21 protein-coding genes are annotated in these 24,304 nt (G+C 59.9%); 4 read left to right on the forward strand and 17 right to left on the reverse strand.

Annotation, left to right across the window (positions count from 1 at the left end):
- From K6T64_RS02925 to K6T64_RS02940, 4 genes are read right to left on the reverse strand one after another with little or no spacing between them, the layout of a single operon-like run.
- Positions 1 to 2,547 (reverse strand): beta-mannosidase, encoded by a 2,547-nt coding sequence (locus K6T64_RS02925; RefSeq protein ID WP_288008494.1) that lies wholly within the window; start codon positions 2,545 to 2,547, stop codon positions 1 to 3.
- Positions 2,548 to 2,589: 42 nt separating this feature from the next.
- Positions 2,590 to 2,997, reverse strand: a complete 408-nt coding sequence (locus tag K6T64_RS02930; RefSeq protein WP_288008495.1) for a ribonuclease M5 — start codon at positions 2,995 to 2,997, stop codon at positions 2,590 to 2,592.
- A gap of 50 nt (positions 2,998 to 3,047) precedes the next feature.
- Positions 3,048 to 3,875 carry an aldo/keto reductase gene (locus K6T64_RS02935; RefSeq protein ID WP_100669138.1) on the reverse strand — a complete coding sequence of 276 codons (828 nt, stop codon included), beginning with the start codon at positions 3,873 to 3,875 and terminating at the stop codon, positions 3,048 to 3,050.
- A gap of 58 nt (positions 3,876 to 3,933) precedes the next feature.
- Positions 3,934 to 4,680 (reverse strand): hypothetical protein, encoded by a 747-nt coding sequence (locus tag K6T64_RS02940; RefSeq protein ID WP_288008496.1) that lies wholly within the window; start codon positions 4,678 to 4,680, stop codon positions 3,934 to 3,936.
- Positions 4,681 to 4,932: 252 nt separating this feature from the next.
- Here K6T64_RS02940 and K6T64_RS02945 point away from each other — a divergent pair, with 252 nt between their 5' ends.
- On the forward strand, positions 4,933 to 6,918 hold the full coding sequence (locus K6T64_RS02945) for an SH3 domain-containing protein (protein ID WP_288008497.1): 1,986 nt from the start codon (positions 4,933 to 4,935) through the stop codon (positions 6,916 to 6,918).
- Between the two features lie 118 nt (positions 6,919 to 7,036).
- Here K6T64_RS02945 and cyoE read toward each other — a convergent pair whose 3' ends face one another.
- Together cyoE and K6T64_RS02955 are read right to left on the reverse strand one after the other, a co-directional pair.
- Positions 7,037 to 7,972 carry a heme o synthase gene (gene cyoE / locus K6T64_RS02950; RefSeq protein WP_288008498.1) on the reverse strand — a complete coding sequence of 312 codons (936 nt, stop codon included), beginning with the start codon at positions 7,970 to 7,972 and terminating at the stop codon, positions 7,037 to 7,039.
- 54 nt (positions 7,973 to 8,026) lie between these two features.
- Positions 8,027 to 9,001 (reverse strand): COX15/CtaA family protein, encoded by a 975-nt coding sequence (locus K6T64_RS02955; protein WP_157935355.1) that lies wholly within the window; start codon positions 8,999 to 9,001, stop codon positions 8,027 to 8,029.
- Between the two features lie 294 nt (positions 9,002 to 9,295).
- On the opposite strand from K6T64_RS02955, the gene K6T64_RS02960 reads away from it, so the two are divergent.
- The gene (locus K6T64_RS02960; RefSeq protein ID WP_100666903.1) at positions 9,296 to 9,583 is read left to right on the forward strand and encodes a hypothetical protein; all 288 of its coding nucleotides are present in this window, start codon (positions 9,296 to 9,298) and stop codon (positions 9,581 to 9,583) included.
- Between the two features lie 155 nt (positions 9,584 to 9,738).
- Here K6T64_RS02960 and K6T64_RS02965 read toward each other — a convergent pair whose 3' ends face one another.
- From K6T64_RS02965 to K6T64_RS02975, 3 genes are all read right to left on the reverse strand, one after another.
- A complete protein-coding gene (locus K6T64_RS02965) occupies positions 9,739 to 11,211 on the reverse strand; it encodes a succinyl-CoA:acetate CoA-transferase ScpC (protein ID WP_288008552.1) in 1,473 nt (490 codons plus the stop codon).
- Positions 11,212 to 11,382: 171 nt separating this feature from the next.
- A complete protein-coding gene (metH, locus tag K6T64_RS02970) occupies positions 11,383 to 14,868 on the reverse strand; it encodes a methionine synthase (protein WP_288008553.1) in 3,486 nt (1,161 codons plus the stop codon).
- A 57-nt stretch (positions 14,869 to 14,925) separates the two neighbouring features.
- On the reverse strand, positions 14,926 to 16,233 hold the full coding sequence (locus K6T64_RS02975) for a cation:proton antiporter (protein ID WP_288008499.1): 1,308 nt from the start codon (positions 16,231 to 16,233) through the stop codon (positions 14,926 to 14,928).
- Between the two features lie 158 nt (positions 16,234 to 16,391).
- Here K6T64_RS02975 and K6T64_RS02980 point away from each other — a divergent pair, with 158 nt between their 5' ends.
- Positions 16,392 to 17,138 carry an alpha/beta fold hydrolase gene (locus K6T64_RS02980; protein ID WP_288008500.1) on the forward strand — a complete coding sequence of 249 codons (747 nt, stop codon included), beginning with the start codon at positions 16,392 to 16,394 and terminating at the stop codon, positions 17,136 to 17,138.
- A 13-nt stretch (positions 17,139 to 17,151) separates the two neighbouring features.
- Here K6T64_RS02980 and K6T64_RS02985 read toward each other — a convergent pair whose 3' ends face one another.
- The 7 genes from K6T64_RS02985 to K6T64_RS03015 all read right to left on the reverse strand — a co-directional run bounded on the left by K6T64_RS02985 (position 17,152) and on the right by K6T64_RS03015 (position 20,898).
- Positions 17,152 to 17,859, reverse strand: a complete 708-nt coding sequence (locus tag K6T64_RS02985) for a cytochrome c biogenesis CcdA family protein (protein ID WP_170084958.1) — start codon at positions 17,857 to 17,859, stop codon at positions 17,152 to 17,154.
- A gap of 109 nt (positions 17,860 to 17,968) precedes the next feature.
- Positions 17,969 to 18,532, reverse strand: a complete 564-nt coding sequence (locus K6T64_RS02990) for a TlpA family protein disulfide reductase (RefSeq protein ID WP_288008501.1) — start codon at positions 18,530 to 18,532, stop codon at positions 17,969 to 17,971.
- Between the two features lie 144 nt (positions 18,533 to 18,676).
- On the reverse strand, positions 18,677 to 19,261 hold the full coding sequence (locus K6T64_RS02995; RefSeq protein ID WP_288008503.1) for a class I SAM-dependent methyltransferase: 585 nt from the start codon (positions 19,259 to 19,261) through the stop codon (positions 18,677 to 18,679).
- A 25-nt stretch (positions 19,262 to 19,286) separates the two neighbouring features.
- Positions 19,287 to 19,676: a DUF302 domain-containing protein gene (locus K6T64_RS03000; protein ID WP_288008504.1), complete on the reverse strand. Its 390-nt coding sequence runs from the start codon at positions 19,674 to 19,676 to the stop codon at positions 19,287 to 19,289.
- A 53-nt stretch (positions 19,677 to 19,729) separates the two neighbouring features.
- Positions 19,730 to 19,990, reverse strand: a complete 261-nt coding sequence (locus K6T64_RS03005) for a metal-sensitive transcriptional regulator (protein WP_013074385.1) — start codon at positions 19,988 to 19,990, stop codon at positions 19,730 to 19,732.
- A gap of 132 nt (positions 19,991 to 20,122) precedes the next feature.
- Positions 20,123 to 20,449: a rhodanese-like domain-containing protein gene (locus K6T64_RS03010; RefSeq protein WP_100666896.1), complete on the reverse strand. Its 327-nt coding sequence runs from the start codon at positions 20,447 to 20,449 to the stop codon at positions 20,123 to 20,125.
- A gap of 59 nt (positions 20,450 to 20,508) precedes the next feature.
- Entirely contained in the window at positions 20,509 to 20,898 is a 390-nt protein-coding gene (locus K6T64_RS03015) for a rhodanese-like domain-containing protein (protein ID WP_288008505.1), read from the reverse strand.
- Positions 20,899 to 21,151: 253 nt separating this feature from the next.
- On the opposite strand from K6T64_RS03015, the gene K6T64_RS03020 reads away from it, so the two are divergent.
- Entirely contained in the window at positions 21,152 to 22,576 is a 1,425-nt protein-coding gene (locus K6T64_RS03020) for a diaminopimelate decarboxylase family protein (protein WP_288008506.1), read from the forward strand.
- Between the two features lie 238 nt (positions 22,577 to 22,814).
- On the opposite strand, the gene K6T64_RS03025 is transcribed toward K6T64_RS03020, so the two are convergent.
- A complete protein-coding gene (locus K6T64_RS03025; RefSeq protein WP_288008507.1) occupies positions 22,815 to 24,083 on the reverse strand; it encodes an MFS transporter in 1,269 nt (422 codons plus the stop codon).
- Positions 24,084 to 24,304 lie beyond the last annotated feature (221 nt).

The following is a 24,304-nucleotide window of genomic DNA, read 5'->3' on the forward strand; positions in this document are numbered from 1 at the left end:
TTACCGAGCGATCTCCGCCACCACCGGCGCCCCATTCAGACACCGCGCCGTCACCCGGCGAAGCCCCCCGGACACCCCGGCGGTCACTTTCACCACCCGGCTCTCTCCGGCTGCCAGGTCAAAAAAATTCTCCTCGAACACCGCCGGTTTCCCCGGCACCTCCAGGACGATCATCCGGGCGTGGACGTCAACCCGGACCCGAACCTCCTGCCCGCCCTCCAGAATCTCCACCTCAAGGGACGCTTGGGGCAGGTCCATGTCTTTTTGATCGCAAAGGTACACCCAGCGTTCCGGGGTGCGCCCCGTCCGGGACCGCAGGGCCACCGCCACCCGCCGGACATCCGCTCCACCCAGCCACTCCTCCGGGGCAAGCCTGGCAATCTCCACCCGGCCTCCCGCAGGCACCCGAATCGGCCACTGCGCCATTTTCAAGCGAGTTCCGTGAAAGTCGGCAAGTTCCATCGTCACCTCATCGCTCAAAGGGTCCAGACCGTCCCACACCGCGTGTAAAATCCATTCAGTTTCCTTCACCTCAAGGGTTAACAGGTACGGGTGGAAAAACCGCCGGGCATAGTAGTAAGCCGCCTTGGGCAGGCCCTCGTAATCGATGATGCTCCAGCTGATCCCCGGCCAGCAGTCGTTCAGTTGCCAAATTAATGCCCCGGAGGTGGCGAACTTTCGCCGGCGGTAGTGTTCCACCGCCAACCGGAGCCCTTCGGCCTGGATGAGCATGGAGTTCATCCCATATTCGTCAAAGGTCCGCGGCACGCCGGTGTACCCGGCCATCACCAAAACCGCCGTCTGTGGATGAGCGTCTTTGTTCCGGTACGCCATCTCCCGGCCCCCCCACTCCAGGCCGCCGTCGGGAAGCCATTTTCCCAATGTATAGCGATTGGCCGCCGCCTGAATGCCGAACTCGCTGACAAACCGTGCGGTGTCCTGCAGGTACTGTTTAAACGACACGCCCTGGACGCTGCGATCCACCCGCTCGGGCTCCCCGAAATGGCGGGGGTACACATGTCCGTGCCACACCTGCCAATTGTGTCGGTCCCCCTCCTCGGCGCTGTTGTGGTCCGCCCCGCCGTAGGGCGAGCTGGGCCAGTACGGCCGGTCCGGATCCAGGCGCCGCAGCACCTCGGGGATCAAACGGTGGTAAATCCGCTCCCCGTAAAACGGTTCCCGGAGCCGGCCATCGGAGACCATCATTTCCCAGAGCCACTGATTCTCATTGTTGCCACACCACAGGGCCAAACACGGATGACCCCGCAGCCGGCGAACCACCGTTTCCACCTCGGTTTTTACATTTTCCATAAAATCCTTATTGTAGTCCGGATACAGGGCACAGGCGAACATGAAGTCCTGCCAGACCAAGATACCCAGTCGGTCGCAGATTTCGTAAAAAATATCCGGTTCGTAGAGTCCACCTCCCCATACCCGGATCATATTCATTCCCGCCTGTCCGGCTGCCTCCAGGAGCCCAGCGATGCGCTCTTCCGTCACCGCCCCGGGGAACTGATCCGCGGGGATCCAGTTCGCCCCCTTGGCAAAAATCGGCCGGCCGTTAAGCACAAAGGTAAACCGGGGTTCACCATCCTCCTCCCGGAGCAGGGTCAATGTGCGCAGCCCCGCCCCCTGTTCCCGCCGGTCCAACTCCTCTCCCCGGACAATCAGTGCGACCTCCAACCGGTACAGGTGGGGTTCACCAAGGTCCCGGGTCCACCACAGCTTTGGCCGCAACACTTTCAGGTCCACCGATGCCTTTTCTCCGATCACCGGCGTCTCGCCCTCGGCGGCCTTGCGTTCTCCATCCCAGAGGACAATCCGCACCCGGGCATCTTCCTTCTCCTCGGGATCCCCCGGGCGAAGGATCTCCACCTCCACCGGCCATTTCGCCCAGCCCTCGCCAATAAATGGAGTCCTGGGGCTCACGGACTGAATCCGCCAGCCCCGGTGGCTGCGAAGCACCACGGGCCGCCAAATTCCGCAGGGGACGATGTTGGGCCCCCAATCCCAGCCAAAATGGCTCTGGGCCTTCCTGACCCACACCCGGTCGCGGTTGAAAGCCGCCCACAACCCGTGGTCTTTCTCTTTGACCGCCAGGGCCACGGGGTCGAATTTCACCGCCACCACATTGTCCCCGGCCACCAGTTCCCGGGTCACATCGAAGGTCGCCGGGACGAACATGTTGGCGTGGCGCCCGAGCTCCCGGCCGTTGAGATAGATCGTGGCCAAGGTATCCAGCCCTTCGAACACCAACTCCAACGTCTCCCCCGTGCGGAGTGACCCTTCATCCATAAAAAAATGGCCCCGGTACCACCACACCCGTTCTTCCACCCAACGGGTGCGCCGGTCGTTGTGTCCATAAAATGGGTGAGGAATGACCCCGGCTCGATGCAGGGTCGTGTGCACATCTCCGGGCACCTCCGCCGGGAGCCAGAAATGATCGATGTAATCCCGGGCAGCTACTTCGGTATCCCGGGCCCCTCCCGGCTCAAACCCCTCGATGCGCCACTCTGTGATCTCCCGTTCTTCCCTCACGCCAACCACCTCGGCTTTTCTCCATAACAAAAGAAGCGGATAGACCTCTGCCTATCTCCGCTTCCCGTCACGCCCCCATGCCGACGAATCGCCCAGGGGCCTTTCCTCATCCCAGCCCGGACCCAGCACCCCGGCCTTTTCTAACTGTCGTTCGAGATAGTCCAAGGGTGTGCCCTCCACGCCGGCATACCCCGATTTGGTATAAACGTGAAGGGCATCTGGAAACACCTCGGACAACAGCCCCCGGATCCTCCGACCCGACGGGTCATTGTCTGTCAAGATCACCGCTTGCCGGCGCCCCACTTGTTTCTGCAGCGCCATGAGCCGCCGGTGACCGGGAATCCCGTTCGTACACAGTATCATCACGTCTGCGGGCAGGATTCGACGCAACCTCGCCCGATCGTGTTTTCCTTCCACCAGAATGGCGAAACGCTCTTCCTCGCGGTCGATGCCTTTCATAGATCCAGCATACCACGCCGCGGCCGGAAATGCCCTGGCTGTACCCTACCTCAAAAATGAAAATTGTCCGGATCGGGCCCCACCCGCTGGTCGCGATTCAACCCATCCAGGGCCGCCACGTCCTCGGGGGCGAGCTCAAAATCGAACACCTTGGCATTGTCCCGGATCCGTTCGGGATGGACAGATTTTGGAATGGTCACCACTTGGTGTTCCAGGTCCCACCGAAGGATGATCTGGGCCGGGGTCTTTCCGTATTTTTCTGCCAACCCTCGTACCGTCGGCTCGTCGAACAGGTGACCCCGCATGAGAGGGCTCCAGGCCTCCAATTGAATCCCGTGCTCCCGGCAAAAGGACAAAAGGGGTTTTTGGGTCAGACGGGGGTGAAATTCCACCTGGTTGACCGCCGGCCGAATCTCGGCATCCGCCATGAGGTCCTGCAAATGGTGGATCTGAAAGTTGCTTACTCCAATTGCCCGGACCCAACCGTCGCGATACAGTTTTTCCATCGCCCGCCACGTCTCTTTGTAACGACCCTTCACCGGCCAGTGGATGAGGTACAAGTCCACATACTCCACCCCCAGCCGCCGCCGGCTCTCTTCAAAAGCCTTTAGTGTGGAATCGTACCCCTGGTCGCTGTTCCACACCTTCGTCGTGAGAAACACCTGCTCCCGGGGCACTCCGCTCTCCCGAATCGCCCGGCCTACTCCTGTTTCATTCTGATACATCGCCGCGGTGTCGACGCTGCGGTACCCCGCCTCCAAAGCGGCTCGCACCGCACGCTCCACCTCCTCGCCCTCCTTGGTTTTGTACACCCCAAGGCCAAACCAGGGCATCGCGACGCCGTTGTTGAGAACCGCCCTATCCGACAATCCCCGAATCACCTTCATCCCTCCACCATCTCTGCTTCATCCCGCCCGAGATTTTGGACAACAGTCCTTACGCCTGAGGTTGGGGCGGCTGACCCCGCAGAACCCGCAGGACCTCCGTCTCCAAGGCCAATTGCCGGGCGAGGACTGCTCCCCCATCCCCCGCGAAGGCCAAGGGCAACAGATCTTCCAACGCCTTATCCACAGGTTGCCCCAAACGGGTGCGCAACTGAAGGAATTCCTGGAAAATCCACCGAATGCCAAAGGGGAGTTCCAACTGATCCAACCCCGCTTCGATTCCCCGGCTGGGGCTCACGACCAGCCTCTGGGCGCCGAGAATCCGGAGCACCAAGTCCCGGACTTCGTCTTTCCGGCGTTCTTCCAGGCGCACCGCCACATACTCGTACACCAAGGCTTCCACCAATTGCTCCATCTCCCGCCGGGCGTCCTGGGTGTCCTTGACAATGCCGAAGATCGGTCGGTCCACCGCCTGTTTAAAGGCCTGGGCCACCCCTTCTTCGGACAAGTGCGTCAGAACGAGATTCACCCGACTGCCGTGAAGAGATTCAATGTGGTGAAGCAACCCCGCCAGCCCGGCCGCCAGGGCGGGATTCCCTGAACAAATCAAAAACAGTCGGTCGGCCTTGTCGATCGGCCCAAGGTTCAATTGCCGCAGCGAATTCGACAAATCCACCAATTCCACATCTTTGTGGACATCGGCCACTCCAGAAAAGCGCTCCGCCCAAATCTCCGTCACGGTATTCAGAAATTCCGTCAGATCCGCGTGGGTCACCGATGCAAACCCGAAAATCGTCATCCCTGCACCCCGCTCCCTCTCGAAACTCCTTGCCGCTAAACTCTCTATTTGCTAGTGTCTCATGAACGGCCGAATCTGTACAGGGCAAATTCTGCCCAACCCGGGAGGAAAACGGTTCTCTGTGGACGAATTCTTCTCTTGGTGATGTAGTAGATGACCTTCCCCTGCAAGGATGTGAGACACGACTTCCCAGCCGGCCAAACGCCGTCTGAGAACGACGTGACGCCAAGGGACTGAAGGGAGGCAGTGTCGGTGAAGCGCAAGAGATACCTCTGGCCGTTGCTCGTGCTCGGAACGGCCGGTGGCGTGGCGGGAGCACACCCAGCCCACGCGGAGGGTTCTTACGCCGTCTTTCAATATGCCGTTCGGTTAAAAGAGTTTCCTACACTGACGGATGCCGTGGCCTATGCGAAGCTGTGGGACCACAGCCGGATCGTCAACCTGGCCACCGGCGAAGACGAATGGGACAACTATCCGGCCCCTATCGCCAAGTTGGGCTACTGGGTAGTCCGGCACGGCGAGTGGGTGGATGCTGCCTGGACCCAGGAGCAAGCCGTTCAAAAAGCGAAGAATGTGCCGGATTCCGTGGTTTTGAATGCCCTGACCGGAACCGTGGTTTGGCAGCACCCCCCAACGACTTCTCCGAGTCAAGGCGGGGCTTCCGGGGACGGTTTATCCTCTCGGGGAGAAACGGCGAGCAACCCCACGTCCGGCAATTCCCCATCGACCCCGGTGGATCATCCGCCTGTTTACGCCCAAGTCCTACCCCCGGCGGCCTCCGCGACCAAGGCGCCGGCAAACCCGTTATCTGGTGGATCTTCGCCGGGACCTGCCCCGGGGACATCAACGGAAAGTCCCTCGCCCGCTTCCTCGGCGAAAGGGCAAGGGACATCATCCCCTGGGGCCGCAACCTCTTCACCCCAACCGGGGAATGGAAGTGGGACTACCCGGGTCCCGGATCGGCCTGCTCCCTACGGGCCGGATTATTACGAGGTTCAAGGGGGCACTCTTTTGCACCTGTTCGGCACCCCCGGGGCACCGCCCAAGGCGGCGATCGTGGTGGGACCGGCACCAGACTTTATGCGGCCCGGAGACATATACATACGGGACTCTGCACATCGGTTTTACCGGCGGACTCCTTCGGGCGATCAGCCAGTGGGCGTGTGGGAGCCTCCCTTTGAAACCCTGGACCTCCGGCTGCCGGCCAAGATGACTGGCCAGGAGATCGACCAGTTTATTCGGGAGCACCACCCCGAAAGCCCCCTGGTGGGTATGGGGAACGCCTTCGTGCAGGCCGGGCAACAATACGGGGTAAACCCCCAGTACCTAGCCGCCCATGCGATCCTGGAGAGCGGGTGGGGACTGTCTTCCATCGCCCTCGACAAGAAAAATCTGTTCGGATACGGGGCCTATGATGGAGATCCGTACAACGCCGCCGCCACCTTCGCGAGTTACCAGGACTCGATCCGCTTTATCGCTTACTTCGTTCGGCACCAGTATTTGGATTCCAGTGGGCGCTGGTACGGAGGTTCGCCAACTTTAGACGGCATGAATGTCCACTACGCCACCGATCCCGATTGGGCGGAGAAGATCGCCAGCCTGATGGAACAGATGCGCCCGTATCAGCCGGAGGATTACCGCGGGGTGGCGGTGCTTCCCGCCTCCGCTCCGCAGCCTCCCGGACCCATCGCAGATCCACCTCCGGCACCCGCCAACTCCGGTGGCACCTTGCCGACTCCAAACTCGGGCCAGCCAGGCCCCGGTTCCGGCTTTCCGATCCCCGGTTCCCAGCTCGGAGACCGCTCGGGGGTGCCAACCCCCCTGCCCGCAGGTCTCAAGGGCGAGACGACCGACGCCGTCAATCTCCGGGAAGGCCCCAGCACCTCGACCCGGGTCATCACTGTGCTGCCACCCGCGACTTCGGTGACGGTGCTGCAACGCTCCCCGGATGGCTGGTTTCAGGTGGACATCGGCGGTCAAAAAGGGTGGGTATACGGCCAGTACCTGCAACTTGATCACGTGCTCGTGGCCCGGGTGGACGACGCCCTCAACGTCCGCCGCGGACCGGGTCTCTCCTTCAGCGTCATCACCCAGGTGCCCGCCGGCACCCTCCTCACCCCCGTCAACAACGCCGGGGGCAAGCCAACGGTAGTCAACAACTGGTACCACGTCCGCCTGCCGAGCGGCCAAGAGGGATGGGTCTACGGAGATTACGTCGCCCAGGCTGTGCCCGTGTGACAAGGCCTAGCCGGAGTGGGCCGATGATCTCCGCCCCTGCCCACAGGACAGTGCGCTCCACCCGACGAAAAATGGGCTTCCCCCGGAAGGAGGGAGGCCCATTTCCCTTCAACAAGAGTTATTCCACACCGACGATGGCCGCTGCGCAGATGGCCATGAGATAGATCAACGAATAACGAAACATCCCGTTAGCCCATTTCATCGGGTCGGACGTTCGAAAACCCCACAGACTCATACCGACGTAGATCCCGCCGAGAATCGCCGCTGGAATCACATACAGCCAGCCCGCAGCCCCGGTCCAAAAGAGCAACAGCGAGACGGGCCACAGCACGGCCGTGTAACCGAGCATCTGGCGCCGCGTCGGTTCGAACCCCCGTACCACCGGCAGCATGGGGATTCCGGCCGCTCGGTAATCTTCCACCCTTTTCATGGCCAGGGCAAAGAAATGGGGCGGTTGCCAGAGAAAGATGATCAAAAAAAGAATCCACGCCGATGGGTCCAACGTGCCCCGCACCGCTGCCCAGCCAATGAGAGGAGGTACAGCACCGGCGATCCCCCCGACCACGGTGTTCAGGGTGGTGGTTCGCTTCAACCATAATGTATAGACGATGACATAAGTAAACCAGCCGACCAAAGCCGTGAGCGCCGTCAGACCATTGATGCCCACAGCAAGGAGCACCAGCCCTGCTAGAGAAATCGCCGAACCGAGCAATAGCCCCTGAACAGCTGGAATCCGGCCGTTGGCCAGTGGCCGCTTGGCCGTGCGAGGCATGACCCGATCAATATCCCGATCAATCCAATTGTTGAGCGCGGCCCCGCCCCCCACCACGAGGGCCGTACCCGCCAAGGTCACCACTGTGGTGTACCCTTCGAGGCGCCCGTGGCCCGCCAGCCACAACCCCGCGAACGTCGTCCACAAGTTGGCGACATTGATTCCTACCTTCGTGATCGACACATAATCTTTCCAGGAACGGCTGACCTCTTGCGGCTCCGCTGCAGAATCGGATTCTATCTGAGCGGGGGTCGGAGAATCATAGGCCGCGGGCCTTTCCATCCTTCCCCCTCCTTTCTGTACATCGTGCGTCCTCAACCTTCACCACCGTTCCGGTCACATCCGGCCCCCGGCCGTCAGGCTGTCGGAAGACCCCTGGGACACCACTGTTTCGTGCCCAGGATTGATCTGTTGACCGTGCAGATCGTGCCACAAGCCGGTCACCAGATACGACCCGAGCCCGACCACCAGCGCCGCCCCCGACCAATGCACGGTCACCGAGGCCACATTGAGTTCTAACAGGTACGCCACCGCCCCCGCCACCATCTCAGCCACCAACAGGCTGAGGTAGAGCACGACGGTCTTGACACCCCGGGCGCTTCGCACCGCCTCGGTCAACAGCCAAACCGCTAACACCACCACGACGAAGGCAAAAAGGATGTGTAGGGCAAACACCGTTGTGGAGAAAATCTTCGACGGAATAATGAACTGCTGATGACTCGCAAGGTAGGTCCCCTTGCCGAATAAGGCTTCCCCGGCCCCGGAATGGCGAAAATACCCGCCCAGCAGTACCTCCCCAAAGGCCGCAATGGCGGTGATCCAGGCCGCCCGCATCAAGCCCCGGTCTTTCGCGTCCATCTCCCGGGGGGCGACGGCGGTTCCAGATCCAGCGGACCGCCTCAAGTGTACCGTCAAAGCCACCATCGTCGCAAACAGAATCATGCTGTTTCCTACGTCGATGGTGGTGAACGCGCCGGGCAAGACCAAGACCACAATCAACGCCCCGGCGATCACCTGAACCATGATACTGGCGACGGTGATCCCGAGCAGCCACTTCGACAAACGGTCCAACCGCTTCCGATTGCGAAAACCGACTACAGCTACCGCCAACACCAGGAGTGAGACTGCGGCCGCAACCAAGCGATGGGTGTATTCGACCAGAACGAGGCCATCGAGCGGCGGGATCAACTGTCCATTACAGAGGGGCCAGTCCGGGCAGACAAAGCCCGCATTCAGGCCCACCACCAAAGCACCCATGACCATCGAAATGTATATTGTCACTGCTGTAACCAACGGCAGTCGGTACCCCACCGTCCCATCCCCTTCCGTCGAATTCATCGCCCGGAAAAGCCGTGCCACAGTGCAGCGATGACCGGGCCTCACTCCAACGCTACACTTTCCTTAGCATAATGATACACTCCCAGACGTCCGACCGCCAGTCCCAGGAAGGGCCGTCCTCCGCGGGGATTCGACATCTGTCGCACATCGTTTGCAATTTCGACACAGTTTATCCAAGAAATGCCCCGCATGCCCTTTACTTGACAAGGGGTCCGGATTGACGGAACATGGGAAAGAAGACAATCCGCGTGGTTGAGGTGAAAAGGATTGAATCTAAAAGTCGTCTTGCCCGGCATCGTCGTATTGCCGCGACAGACCATCGTCGTATTGGAACGCGTGTATTCCCGGGGGGACGGAACTCACGGGGCTCTGTCCGTTTTTGACAAAACCGAACACATCCGATTTGAGTTTCAAGGTCAGCAGCCTCCGGAAGGGACAGAGGAACCTTCTTTATCCGGGAAAAACTATTTGGTGGACTATTGCCAAGTAAATTTTGATGGCGACAAAACCACGACCTTGATTCACGCCCGGGAGATTCACGTCGGCGTACATTGAACCGGCAATCGTGATCTAGCCTGGGATCTGGGCCGCCGGTCCCCCGACGGCCCGCCCTCCATCTCAATCCCCTTCCTCGCGCTCTCCGATCCGACCAGTCGTTGCCTCGTCGCTACATCCCTGTCCCGGGAGATGGCCGCATAGCATTCCTTCTTTCAGCGTCGACCGACCGATTGGCTCCTCACCTGCATCGATCCGTGCTCTAGAAAGCGTTGGTGGAAGGAAAAGGCCCGTTCCAACACATGGGGGGTATGGCCGCCCCGCTTGAGCGCCTCCTTGTAATACTCCCGCAATTCGTCCCTATAGGCCGGGTCCGCACAATGCTCGATGATCAAAGGGGCCCTCTCCCGGGGGGCTAAGCCTCGCAGATCGGCCAAACCGTGCTCGGTGACCACCACGTCAACCTCGTGTTCGGTGTGGTCTGTGTGAGACACCATCGGAACGATGCTAGAAATAGCCCCACCTTTGACCGCCGAGCGCGCGACGAATACGCTCAATCGCGCGTGACGGGAAAAATCTCCCGAGCCGCCGACACCGTTCATGATGTTCGACCCCAGCACATGGGTGGAATTGACATTCCCGTATATGTCGACTTCCAGGGCCGTATTGATGGCCACCACCCCGAGCCGTCGGATAATCCCAGGATTGTTGGAAATGTCCTGGGGACGCAGGAGGATGCGGTCCCGATAGCGATTTAACTCCCCCATCACCTGCTGAGCTTTTTCCTTCGACAGAATGATAGCGCTGGCCGATGCAAAGGAGAGCTGACCGCTGTCGAAAAGGTCGAACATCGAATCCTGGATGACCTCGGAATACACCGTAAGCCCGCTCCACGGCACATCCAAAAATGATTGGAATACCGCATTGGCCACGGCGCCGATCCCCGCCTGCAGGGGAGGCAGGGGAAGAGGCAGCCGGCCTTTGCGCACCTCGTGGGCAAAAAACTCCATCAAGTGTCCGGCGATCCCTTCCGTCTGGGCGTCCCCGGATTTCATGGGCGCGTGGCGGTCCGGGCTATCCGTTTTCACCACAGCCACTACTTTCGACCAGTCGACGGGGATGACCGGCGTGCCAATTCGTTGCTCCGGCCGGGTCAGAGGAATGGGTTCCCGGTGCCCCCAAGGGCCGGGATCATAGATGTCGTGCATCCCGATGAGAGCGGGGGGCTGTCCCTGGTTCCACTCAATGATCACTTTCTCGGCGAGCTTCGCAAAGAGCGCCGCATTTCCCACCGATGTCGTGGGGACAATTCCTTCCTCCCGCACGTCCACCGCGTCGAGAATCGCTATATCCGGCCGGCGCCACACGCCGTCCTCAAAGCTCTCCCGCATGTGAGAAAGGTGCTCGTCGACAAACAACACTTCGCCGCGGTTAATCGCTGCCCGCAGATCGGAGTTTGCCTGAAACGGCGCCCGCTTGTGAAGAAGGCCCCGCCTCGCCAGCTCCCCATCCACCGGGTCGCTCATCGAGGCTCCGGTGAGCAGATCGATTTGGCCCTTTTCTCCCAATTGCTCCTGGAGAGCTACCCATGCGCCAAGTACGGCCCGGGCCTCCCCGGCTCGGGCAAACCCGGATACCGCCACTGTCATCCCAGGGCGAATCCACGATGCCGCCTCTTCCGCCGTCATCCATCGATCGACCAATCGTTCGCGCAACAATCCAGACACCTTCTTTGCATGAACTCTGTCGTGATTCGAGACTGGTGGTTTGAGGATAAGTTTTTCGTGCAAAGCTCACCGATGACCGCAGCTTAACCGGCCCTGCCTCCAGGGCCAGGCGGTCCGGGCAGCCGGACCGAGCTAGGTTACGTCTGCCCGAAAATACACCGCTTCCGGATGACTGAAGACCAAGGCGGACACCGAAGCCTCGGGGTCCATCATGAAGCCGTCTGTCAGTCGAATCCCAATCTCTTCTGGCCGCAACAAGCGGAAAAGTTTCGCCTGATCCTCTAAATTCGGACAGGCCGGGTACCCGAAAGACACCCGAATCCCGCGATATTTGGCCTGAAATCGCTCCCTCATCGTCATATCCGGCGGATCCGGAAATCCCCACAGGTCGCGAATCATCCCGTGCAGCCGTTCGGCAAAGGCCTCGGCCGTTTCCAGAGCAAGGGCTTGTAGAAAATGGGATTTCACGTATTCCCCCCGAGCCTTCCACTCCTCCGCTTTATCCCGGATCCCGGCACCGGCCGTCACGGCAAAAAAGGCCACATAGTCCATTTCTCCACTCTCCACCGGTCGCACGTAATCGGACAAGCAAAGATAAGGCTCCTTCCCCTGGCGAGGGAAGGTGAACCGCTCGATGACTCGACCCGGCTGTTCAGGGTCATAGATCAAGATGTCGTCTCCTTCGCTTTGACCGGGGAAGAATTGGTACACGGCGTGAAGCCGCAGCAACCCCTCCCCCTTGGCCTCGGCAATCAAGACATTCAGCCGCTCCACCCACTCCACGGCCTTCGGATCCCTCTCGGCGAGGAGCTTGTCCACGTTCCCCCGCAGCCCCATATGGCGGCCCAGCAACATTTGGAGATTGATGTAAGGCCGAACGTGGTCAAAAGGATAATCCCGCCACAGGTGGCGGCGACAATCCGGGGGGACCGCCACGGGGACGGTGCGACTCACCGATGACCTCCTCGGCCTGGAACCGGTTGAAACGGCCGGAGCGGCTGGGCGATCGGTCAGGGAGGCCCGCAATTCTGCCGTCTTCCTCTCCAACTCCGGACGACCCTCGGGATCGGCCAGCCGATTGGCGATCTCCAGCCCCTCCATGGCGTCTTTGGCATAAAGAACCAAACCCTCGTACTCCGGGGCGATACGGGTATAAGCAAATTTCGCCGTCAATGCCGCACCGCCGACGAGAAGGGGCAGCGATACGCCCGCCGCCCGGAGGTCCTGGGCCGTCACCACCATCTGTTGGGCACTTTTCACGAGGAGGCCCGAGAGACCGATGGCATCGGGTTCCTCACGCCGGACCGCCTCGATTAACACCTCCGGCGCCACTTTGATGCCCAGATTCACCACTTCGAACCCGTTGTTGCTGAGGATGATCTCCACGAGATTCTTGCCGATGTCATGGACATCCCCTTTGACCGTGGCCAGGAGGATCTTGCCTTTTTTCGCCGTCTCCGCCTTTTCCATGTGCGGTTCGAGATAGGCCACCGCCGCCTTCATGACCTCGGCGCTCTGGAGCACCTCGGCCACGATCAGTTGGTTGTCATTAAAGAGCCGCCCCACCTCATCCATGCCCGCCATCAACGGCCCGTTGATGATCTCTATGGGAGAGGCGCTGTGAAGGGCCTCGGCGAGATCATCGAAAAGCCCCTCTTTCGACCCTTCCACCACACAGCGGGCCAGCCGCTCGTTCAGGGAGAGGGTCTCCCGGCGCACCGGCGGGCCGGCGGGTCGGTCTTTGAAGCGATCGTGGAACCGGGCCAGGGTCTCCTGTCCCGTTTCAAAGAGAAGCGCCTCGGCCAGGCGGCGCTCCTCTTCGGGAATGGAGGCGTAGCGCTGAAGCTTTTCAGGGTTGACGATGGCGTAATCCAATCCGGCCTTGGTGCAATGGTACAGGAATACCGCATTGAGCACCTCCCGGCCGGCGGGAGGCAGGCCGAAAGACACATTGCTGATCCCGAGGATGGTGGCGCTGCGGGGAAACCGCTCCTTCAGCATCCGGAGGGCAGCCACCGTCTCCGCCGCCGCCCCGACGTAGTTCTCATCCCCGGTCCCCACCGGGAATACCAGGGGATCAAAGATCAGGTCCTCCGGGGGAATCCCGTATTCTTCAGTCAAAAGTTGGTAGGAGCGTTGGGCCACCGCCAATTTGCGCTCCCGGGTCACCGCCATACCCTCCTCGTCGATGGTCCCCACCACCACCGCCGCGCCGTAGCGCCGGGCGAGGGGCGCGACTTGGGCAAAGCGCTTTTCCCCGTCCTCTAAATTGATCGAATTAATGATTGCCTTCCCCTGAGAGCGCTGGAGAGCCAGCTCCACCACCCGAGGGTCTGTGGAGTCGATCATGAGCGGAACTTTGACCATTCTGGTCACATATCTGAGAAACTGGTCCATGTCCGCGTACTCGTCCCGATCGGGGTCGGCAAGGCATACATCAATAATCTGCGCGCCGCCTCTCACCTGGGCCCGGGCAATCTCCGCCGCTTCTTCGAATCGGCCGGATTGGACGAGTTCGCGAAATTTCCTGGACCCGATGACATTGGTCCTCTCTCCGACCAACAGCGGCCGATTGTCGCCCTCGAGGAACACCGCCTCCACTCCGGACACCGCCGGCGGATGATCCGCCGCCGGGGTGCGGGGGGGAAGCCCGCGGACGGCCTGGGCCAGGGCCCGGATGTGCTCCGGGGTCGTTCCGCAGCACCCGCCCACCACATTGACCCACCCCTGCCGCGCAAACCCCGCCATTTTTTCGGCGAGGCTCTGGGGGGATTCGTGGTAGTGGCCTTCCTCGTCCGGCAGCCCCGCGTTCGGATAGCAGCTGACCGCAGTCTTCGCGAGCCCGCTGAGCGTCCGCAGGTGATCGGTCATGAACTCCGGACCAGTGGCACAGTTGAGCCCCACGGCGACGGGGTGAAGGTGCTCCACCGAAACATAAAAGGCGTCGATGCCTTGGCCGGCCAAGGTGGTCCCCATGGGTTCGATGGTCCCGGAAATCATCACCGGCACTTCAAAACCCGCTTCGGCAAAAGCCCGGTGGATCCCCACGCCTGCCGCCTTGACGTTAAGGGTGTCCTGGGCGGTCTCCACCAAAAGAAGGTCCACCCCGCCATCGAGCAGTCCCCTGGCCTGTTCGGCGTAGGCCGCCGCCAAGGTGTCAAAATCGATCCCACCCGTCACCGACAGGGTCTTCGTGGTGGGACCCATAGCCCCGGCCACAAATCGCGGCCAATCTGGCGTGCTGTAGCGATCCACTGCCCGCCGGGCCAACTCCGCCGCCGTTCGGTTGATGGCGTAGGCTTGCTCCTCGAGCCCGTACTCGGCCAGCACCACTCGGGTGGCCCCAAACGTATTGGTTTCAATGATGTCCGCCCCGGCTTCGAGATAGGCCTCGTGGATGGAGATGATGACGTCCGGACGGGTTAAGTTGAGGACCTCATTGCACCCCTCCTGAGCCTCGCCGCCAAAATCCGCGGCTGTTAAGCCCTGTTGCTGGATCATCGTCCCCATGGCCCCGTCCAGCACCAGAATCGCCGCTTTGAGGCGGCCCTCCAGAAGCTCCGGGCGCCTCCCTCCCCGGACAGCCCGAAGTTCGGGCGCCACAGCCCGATCTTCCATTTGATACACGCTTTTCACCGCCTACTTGTCGGTTACGGTTGAGGAATCTCTCGCCACTTACCCTCTCCGGCCCCCGCGGCTGGGACGGGTCTCCTCCGGCCTTACCAACACGCCCAGCCTTTTCGCCGCCCAAGGCGTGGACGTGGCCTGAATCAGCAAGGTCACCAGAATGGCGAGAAAGGTGACGGCGGAAACGAGCGGTGCCTCAGGTAGCCCTTGTCCCGCAATCATTCCCGCTAACGCAGCGGGGATTACGCCAGTCTCTCGGGTCCACATGAGGAATACGACCTCGTTATTCCTCCAGCCGGCCCTTCGATCCGGAAGGGCGCTGACCAAAACGGCCAACGGACGTCCAACGAGGATAAAGACCGCGATCACTGCCCACGCCCGCCATCCGTACTGCAACACTTGTCCGAGATCCACCTGAGAACCGAGCAGGAGAAAAATCAACATTCGCATCTTCAGACCCAGGTGTTCAACGAAAAGCTCCAGCCGCCTCCACCCCGTTTTCTCAAAGCGCATCCCAAAGATCGGTGCATTGCCGACCATCAGTCCCGCCGTGAACACCGCCATAAATCCGCTCCCGCCGACAGCCTCCGAGAGAACATAGGCGCTCACCACCAACGCGATGGCAGTAACCGCTTCGTAATCCCGAACGACGTGGCGGCTGCGCTGCCCCAGGAGGACGGCGGCCAGCAAGCCGAGCACAGCGCCGACGACGAGCCCCAAACCGGCCAAACGGAGGAACCCTCCGACGGCGCCACCGATGGAGAATGCACCCCCCGCTGCGACCCCCACCACCACCGACACCAGCATCGCGCCAACCGCATCGTTGAACGCCGATTCAGAGACCACCGTTTGCGCTAATTGCGGTTTAATCTTGACCTTGCGGAAGATGGGAATGAGGGCTGCCGGGTCCGTCGAGGCAATCACAGAGCCGACCAGAAGAGCCGACACAAAGGACACGCCCATCAGCGCGGACACGGTTCCCGCCACGGCCAATGCCGTCACGAGGACGCCTGCGGTGACCAAGAGTGCCACCGTCAGCCAGACCCGTTGCAGAATCTTGAGCTTAGTCGCCAGTCCGCCATCAAACAGGATGACTGCAGCCCCGAAGGTAAGAATAAATTGGTTGATGGCCGAATTCGCCGGAACAGCTAGCCATCCGAACACCGACGGCCCGAGCAACATACCGCCGACCAGGTAGAGGACAATGTCAGGAATCCGTAACCTGTTCGACGCCCACCCCAGTACAATCCCGGCAGTCAGCGCCACCGATAGAAGTCGAAGGCCCTCATGGACCAGTTGAGCCCCTTCCCCGCCCATCGCCATCTCCTTTCCCGGCCCGTCAACCTGGCCGGACAATTCACATCCTATGGTACCTCACATTGCAGGGCACGTCCACATGCTCGATTCCCGGCCCGCAACCCTGGTGTCCGGCTGAAGCGAGAAGACCGGCATTGAACCCTTTTTCGGCACCAATTATAGTAAAGACAATGGTCACGCACAGGAGGGAGCACGGGATGGAAAACCAAGCCCACTTAGGCGGCATCGATATCGCTTATACCCTGGAAGGATCCGGCCCGCCACTGGTGTTGATCCACGGAATGGCGGGAAGCCGCATCGTCTGGAACCACGTCGCCCCGCCTCTGGCGGCAGATTTTGAGACTCTGGTCTATGACTGCCGGGGACACGGCGAGAGCACCCACCCGGCTTCCTACACTTTGGACGACCACGTGGCCGATCTGGCAGGCCTTTTGGACGCCCTGGAGATCGAGAGGGCGCACATTGTGGGCCACTCCATGGGAAGCTTCATCGCCCAGGCTTTTGCCATCGCCCACCCTGAGCACTGCCGCTCTCTCGTCCTCATTTCCACCCGTTCCGCTGCGGGCCCGGAGCGGCCGGGGCGGCTCGTGAGCCCTCGGGGCGGCATCCCCATCAAGGAGTTCGTGGGAACAAAAACGCCCCTCATGACCGTCGTCGGCCGCATGAAGGGCTATCCGCGCCCGGAACCCGAGATCCTACGCGCCGCATCCCGGGCTCTGGCCGGCTTTGATTTGAGAGATCAGCTACACCGGATCAAGGCGCCCACTCTGATCCTCCAAGGAGACCAGGACCGCATAACCCCTCTGTCCTCCGCCCGGGAGACAGCCGCAGGCATTCCCGGGGCCAAATTGGAGGTCCTACAAGGATATGGCCATTTTCTCCACGTGGAATGTCCCGACGTGCTGGTGGACCGGATCCGCTCGTTCTGTCTCGCGGCGCCATGAAGGCGAAGCGCAGTTAGAAGCCGGTAAATCCGCCAAATAACTTCGTGAGCCAGACCGTAATCGTGCTCAGGGAATCCGTCAGCAACAAGAATCCCATGACCACCATGATGACCCCGCCGGCCTTGCTGACCACGCCGGACTTTTGTTGCAGCCATTTCCAGGAGGTGAGGGAAAAGGCCAAGATCAAAAAGGGCAGGGCGAATCCCAAGGCATAAAGAGCCATGAACAGGAGGGCCCGGCCGGGCTCGTTGGCCGCCATGACCAACACCGAGGCCAGGATCGGGCCGATGCACGGCGTCCAGCCGGCGGCAAAACTGACTCCGATCAACCAGGCTCCAAAATACCCCACCGGTTTCCGGTTGACCGTCCATTTTTTCTCCTGCATCAGCCAGTCCGATCGAATCCAGCCGGCAATCACCATGCCCATGAAGATTACCACAATCCCGCCGATGATCCGTAGCCACATTTTATACTCCACAAACAATTGGCCGATGAGACTGGCCGACCACCCTAGAGCCAGGAAAACGGTGGAAAACCCGAGCACAAAAAAAATCGCATACTTCAAGGCCCGCCTTCGCGCCTCGGCCCGGTCGGCACCTTCCCCCCAGGACACGCCTGAGATATAGGAAATGTACGAAGGATACAACGGTAGTACACAGGGGGAGACAAAGGAGAGCAATCCTGCACCAAACGCCAGCCAGAGGGTTACCGGTTCCGACATGGTAATCACCTTCCTCACCCCGGGGGCTACGGGAAACCCAGCCACCGGCCTTAGCGCCTCACACCGGTCACCGCACGCCTTCCCACCCGTTCTTCCCCCGGACCGTGTGCTACTTCGTGGACGCCAATTCCCCGAATAACCGGTCCATGTCCTGTTTCGTCATCAGGCCCTGGACCAATTCGACGATCTTGCCGTCCGGAGCGATAAGCACGCTGGTGGGGATGGCCTGTACCCGGTACAGATCGGAGACTTTGCCTTCCGCATCCGAGAGGACGGGATAATCGATCTTGTAGTTTTTGATGAAATCCAAGGCTTTCTGCTGGTCATCTTGTTGCGTCAGGTTGATGCCATAAAAGGCGATCTTATCGCCGTATTTCTTATGCATTTCCACGAGGTCGGGCGTTTCCGCCTGGCACGGGGGACACCAGGAAGCCCAGAAATTCAAGAATACCGGCTTGCCTTTCATCTGGGACAATGTCACAGCCTGTCCGTCAAACGTTTTCAAAGTAAAATCCGGAGCCTGGTATCCTTTAATCGGAAGGGCCGCACCACCCCCCGCTCCGGCTTCGGATCCGTTCGATTTCGTGACATTGATGACGACGGCCACGGCAATGAGGAGCACGACCACGACAAAGATCGTGAACCCCATGCCGCTCTTGCGCTTGCCGGTCACCCCGCTCCCTCCTTTGTCTCGGTTAATGCAGCGATCGGGCGACGACGGTCATCACCAGCACCGCTGCCGCCACTGCGAGAAACACGAGTTGCCCGGGGCACCAGCCGCAACGCACCAGCCGGGCCAACCATGAGGCGAACCCGATCAGCGGGCATGCGTTTGAGGTGCGGCTACAAGAGCGTAATGAAACGCACTGACGTCCAGAAGACTCTCCACCTTCAGTCCGCACCGCATCATCCGCTGAGCTAAGCGATCGGGATTTAACCGTTCCTGTTTGGGGGGCCCTTCCTGTTCCGTCGCCTCCGGGTGCCATTCGATCACCACCATTCTCCCAGTGAGCCTGAGCACGCGTCGCGCTTCTTGAAGGGCTTCATCCAGAGCATCTACTTCGTGAAGCACCAATGAGTAGAGGAGCCGGTCCACCGATCCGTCGGGCAGGGGCAAATCGTCAGCCGCGCCGATGAGCGGCCGCACCCTCGCCGGCATCCCTCCTGGCCAACGGCTCTGCAACGCTTCCAACATCCGCGGCTCCACGTCTATGGCATACACCGTCCCCTGGGTCCGCTTGGCAAGGGGAAGGGTAAAATACCCCGGCCCTGCCCCGATATCCGCCACTGTATCTGCGGGACTCGGGGCTAAGAGGTCGATAATTCGATCCGGAGGCAAGACGCCCCTCCGTTCTTCCCCAAGCAATCGGTCCATGTGGTCGGGATGGAATCGATGTCCCACGCCCTCACCCCTTACATTTCAGCTTTCAGCGGGCCGCCGCATCAACGGCCGCTGTGAGTTGCTCCTCCACTCGCTGGGCGATCTCCCGCAGCTCGGCGTCCTCCGAGGCGTGGCCGAGCAGCATGGTCGGCCGGGGCAAACCGATCTTGGTCTTTTCCCCGTCCCGGTAGACGACAATCTTACAAGGCAAGAAGTACCCCACCAGGAGTTCCTTCCCCAGTACCCGAGCCGCTTCCTGGGGATTGCATACCTCCAGGACTCGGTACGGGGTATCAAAAGACACCCCCTTTTCCCGGAGTTTCTCCGGGATGTCCATCTGCCACAACACACCAAAGCGGCGCTCTTTGAGGGATTCCTCCAGGGCGCGAACAGACTCTTCCAGGGGTTTGTCGGTGGTCACCGTATAATGAAACATATTCCTCCTCCTTCCGCCCTTATCCTTCCTCGTTGCCGCCGAAGCGGTGTCGATCAGCGACTTTTCATCAAAAGTTCAATGGCTTCTTGAATCACTTGGTCCGCAGGGCGGCCATTCTCAACTTCGTCCCGGATACACATTTCCATGTTCGATCCGATCACGTATACAATGAGCCGGTCGATCGCCGCCCGGACAGCGGACAGTTGCGTGACAACGTCTCGACAGGACTGCTCCTTTTCCATCATGCCCATAATGCCCCGAACCTGACCCTCGATGCGCTTCAGGCGATTCTTCATCGCATCTGTGTATTCCATGGTTCAACACCTCACTGTTGACTATACCATACCCCGAAGTGGTTTACGATACGCCTGGGACGCTTTCCGGGGGCCAGGCTCTAACATCCTGCCGACCGGCTGACGGCACTGCCCGCTCCGGAACGCACCTGCTCACGCACCTTCGGATTCAGGTCCGTAATTCACAGCTCCAGGCCAGTAGATCATGCCACCGGCCAAGTTGATGACACGCTCGTACCCCAACCGCTGAAGGAATTGGCACACATGGCCACTCCGGCTGCCCGACCGGCAGACAAAAACAATCTCCTCGTGTTTTGAAATTCGGCCGAGAGCTGCAGGAATCTCGCCCATCGGGATTAATTCCGCTCCAGGGATATGCCCGTGTTCATAATACTCTACCGGTTCCCGCACGTCGATAATCCGGGGGGCAGTCCCCTCCTGCATACGGCGCCATAGGTCCTCGCCACTCCACTCGCGCATCCGAAATCCTCCTTCACGAGCCGCGGCGCGGCCCTATCTTTTCATGTTTTTCACTGCACCTACCGGCTCCGCTTTTGATGGGGCCGGCGATTCCAGGCGATCATACCGCCCCGAACGTTCCAGAGCCGGGTATACCCGGCCTTTTTCAGGATTCGTGCCGCCTGAACACTTCGGTGGCCGCTGCGACAAATCAAGGCCACCTCCCGATCCTTTGGGATGCGGTGCAATTCCCGAGACAATCGGCTCAGCGGCACATTCACCGCTCCCGGTACGTGACCCGATCGAAACTCGTGCGCCTCCCGCACGTCCACGATCAACCGGCCTTTCTCTTGTTTCTTCCAAGTCTCCAGGGTCTCAGCGGCGAGCTGCTCTACGCCGCGAGCCGGACGGTTCATCCACCACCAACCCACAACCAGGACCACGACTAGAGCAATTAAACCCGTGGTCAATCCCGCACCTCCGATACCGGGGAGAGTATATTTATGGATGCAGTATATACCCCCTAGGGCATCATGTCAATCCAAGGTAGTAGTTCAAATCAACTATCCGCAACCGTGCAAACGCACCAGATGAGATCGACCACCTGAACCAGTCATTTTTCCTCCATTTGTCTCTTGGGTGGGAATGAGCAGAGGGCTATGGTGAATTATAGGGTATAAATCGCTTCAATTCAAAGGGGAGCCCACCAGAGGTGCCGGGGGGATGGGGATCGCCATGGTCCTGTTCGATAAACTGGCAAGACGGAACATGCTCATTCGAAATGGCCGGCTAACTATGGATGATGTCGATCTAGAGGCACTGGCGGATCGCTTCGGCACGCCACTGTATGTGTATTCCGAATCCCATCTATGGCGGAACGTCCGTCAACTCCACGACGCCTTTCACTACGAACACGTACCCGCCGACCTGTTCTTTCCGCTGCGGGCCTCTTCGAATCTGGCCCTTCTTCAAGCCATCGGCCGGACCGGAATAGGGGTCGAGGTCGGCTCTATGGGAGAGCTCAAAAAGGCTCTTACCGCAGGTTTCAGTGGAGAACGCATCTTGCTCGCCGGGGCAGATAGACCTCCGGAACTCCTCTCCTATGCCTTGGAACGGGGGGTGCGGGCGATCAGTACGGACTCCCTGTCGGAAATCGAGACGTTGTCCACGCTGGGTACCCGCATGACGCGCCCGGCCGACATTCTATTGGAAGTCGACCCCGTGCTGTCTTTCCCCAATCACCGGCCACCCACTCCCTATTATCTAAAGTCCGGGATCGATCGCCATGACTTGCTCTCTTTCGCCGAGCAAACCCTTACTTATCCGAGCATACGAATTCGGGGCCTTCATGTGCAGGTCGGCACCTACCGGTGGAAACCCGAAACGTTACGTCAAGCCGGCGAGATTGCCTTAGAACTCTTAGAACAGCTTCGAACTCGCCTCGGGGTGGACGGGGATGTTCTCTTCCTGGGGGGAGAACTGCCACTTCCGGTGCAGGAGTTAGATCTTCCATCCTCGGATGAAGCCGCCGCCGTGGAACTGGATCAAGACCTGCTGGCTGCACGGACCCTAGCGGGACTCCTCACCCAGTACGACCGGCCGCTGCGTTTCGTTCTGTCTCCCGGCGAGCGGCTCATTGCGAACGCGGGCCTATTGCTGACCACCGTTCGCCAGGTAAAAAGCAAATCGATCCGGGACGAAGAAGGAAATGTCACCGATATCGTGCGCTGGTTAATCGTCGATGCGGGACTCAACATCCTCCCTCAGTGGCCTGGGGAACCGAGCGACAGGGTTGCTTTGTCCGTCACCCGGGCAGAACGCACCCACGATGTCCCCTTCAAAATCGGCGGCCCCTTGTACGACCACCGGGATTATTTTCGCGACGGCGCCCAGGGCAGTGAGTACTATCTCCTTCCGGGGAACACGCGTCCCGGAGACCGTTTGGCCTTTTTGGACACCGGCGCCTACGTGTTGGAATATATGTCCGAAGCGAACAGCTTTCCCCGGGCCGGCGCCGCGATGATTCGCACTTCCGGCCAGGTCCAGCTGATTCGCCATCACGACACCTTTCGGCAACTCGTGGATTGCGACGTATTTCCGGGGAAATACAGAAAAGAGCCGCGCCCCCACCACCAGGTGGATTTGTAGAAACATCACCCGGCACCCACCCAGGGCCAGATCCGGCTGTCCGATTTCCAAGGCAAGTGGGTGGTTTTATTTTCCACTCCGCCGATTTCACTCCCGTCTTCACCACAGAATTCATCGCCTTTGCAAGGTGGCCCACCTTGGCGGGATGATTCACCCCGCCGCCAGCGAAACTTCCACGGTGCGGGAGGCGGGTGGCTCATATGCTAAACAGCAACCGGCTTAATTCTCGGCGCTGAGCTCAGTTCGAGAATAGGCGATCTCCTTGGTCTCCGGCGAGAACAAACTGAGAACCAGGGAGATGATCAGCCCTCCGATAAAAAACGCCCCGAATACCCATGGTGACGGGCCAAAATTTTTTGCCATGGCCGTCCATGCCAGAGGCCCAAAACCGACAATGGCCGCAGCCACCTGGTATCCAACCGACAATCCCGTGTACCGGACCTTTGCGGGAAACAGCTCCGAGAAAAATGTCCCCTGGGTGGCGAAGATGGCCCCCCCACACGATCCCCAACACGATGACCTCCATGAGATATAGCCAGACGACATGTTGGGCCATTAAGGCAAAATAAGGGATGGACAACACCAGTAGCAGAACTAATCCGGAGATGTAAATGCGCTTTCTTCCAATATAATCCGAAAAGTATCCGATGATGGGCATGACTATCAGCATCGTGGCACAACCGAGGGTCAATGCGTTCAACGCGTCACCCCGGGAATACCCCAGATACATCGTGGCAAAAGTGAGTACGTAGGACATGGTGAACACGTTGAGAAACCCGTCTCCCAGCTTCAATCCGATCGCCCGGAGAACGTTTTTCCAATCGTGCACCAGAGCGTCAATGAGAGGAACCCGGGCAACATCTCCGCTTTGTTTCTGGGCCTTAAAAACTGGAGTCTCGTCCACGCCGCCGCGAATCCAAAGGCCGACCACCACGAGAAGAATGCTGAATAAAAATGGAATTCGCCATCCCCAGGCCATGAACTGTGCGTTGGTTGTAAAGTGGTTGATCAGCGCCAGGCCAAACGTCCCCAACACCAGACCCACGGGCACCCCCATTTGCGGAATCGACCCGTATAGCCCGCGCACTCCTTTGGGGGCATTTTCGGTAGCGAGAAGGATCGCACCTCCCCATTCGCCCCCCAGAGCGACCCCCTGGATCAGGCGAAGGAGAACCAAAAGGGCGGGGGCCCACAGGCCGATATGCTGATAGGTGGGCAGCAGGCCAATGAGTGTGGAACTTCCTCCCATCCCCATCAAAGTGAACATCAAGGCGGCTTTACGGCCAAGGCGATCACCGAAGTGACCAAAAAGTACACTTCCCAGAGGTCGGGCGGCATAACCCGCCCCAAAAGTGGCAAAGGCCAGGATGATGGAAACCGCGGGATCATGAGTGGGAAAATATAATGTCGAAAAAACCAGAGCTGTGGCTGAACCATACAGATAAAAGTCATACCATTCGATGACCGATCCGATGAGGCTCGCGAAAAGAATCCGGGCTGTGCTCATGAGGCGTTCATCCCCCCCGATAATGTGATTTGGAAGTCAACTGAGTGCAGCGGAAATTTTCCCCCGATCCGCAATTGTCGTCCTTCCAATGAAACTTATGAACGCAAGGATCATGCCAAACCTTTGGGCATCCAACACAGCACAATCCGCTCGCTGGAACAGGCAATTTTGCATATGCATTCTTGTCAATCATGCGCAGGAATGCTACAATCATGGGCAGA

Source organism: Kyrpidia sp., assembly GCF_023512215.1.
GTDB classification, from domain to species: Bacteria; Bacillota; Bacilli; order Kyrpidiales; family Kyrpidiaceae; genus Kyrpidia; species Kyrpidia spormannii.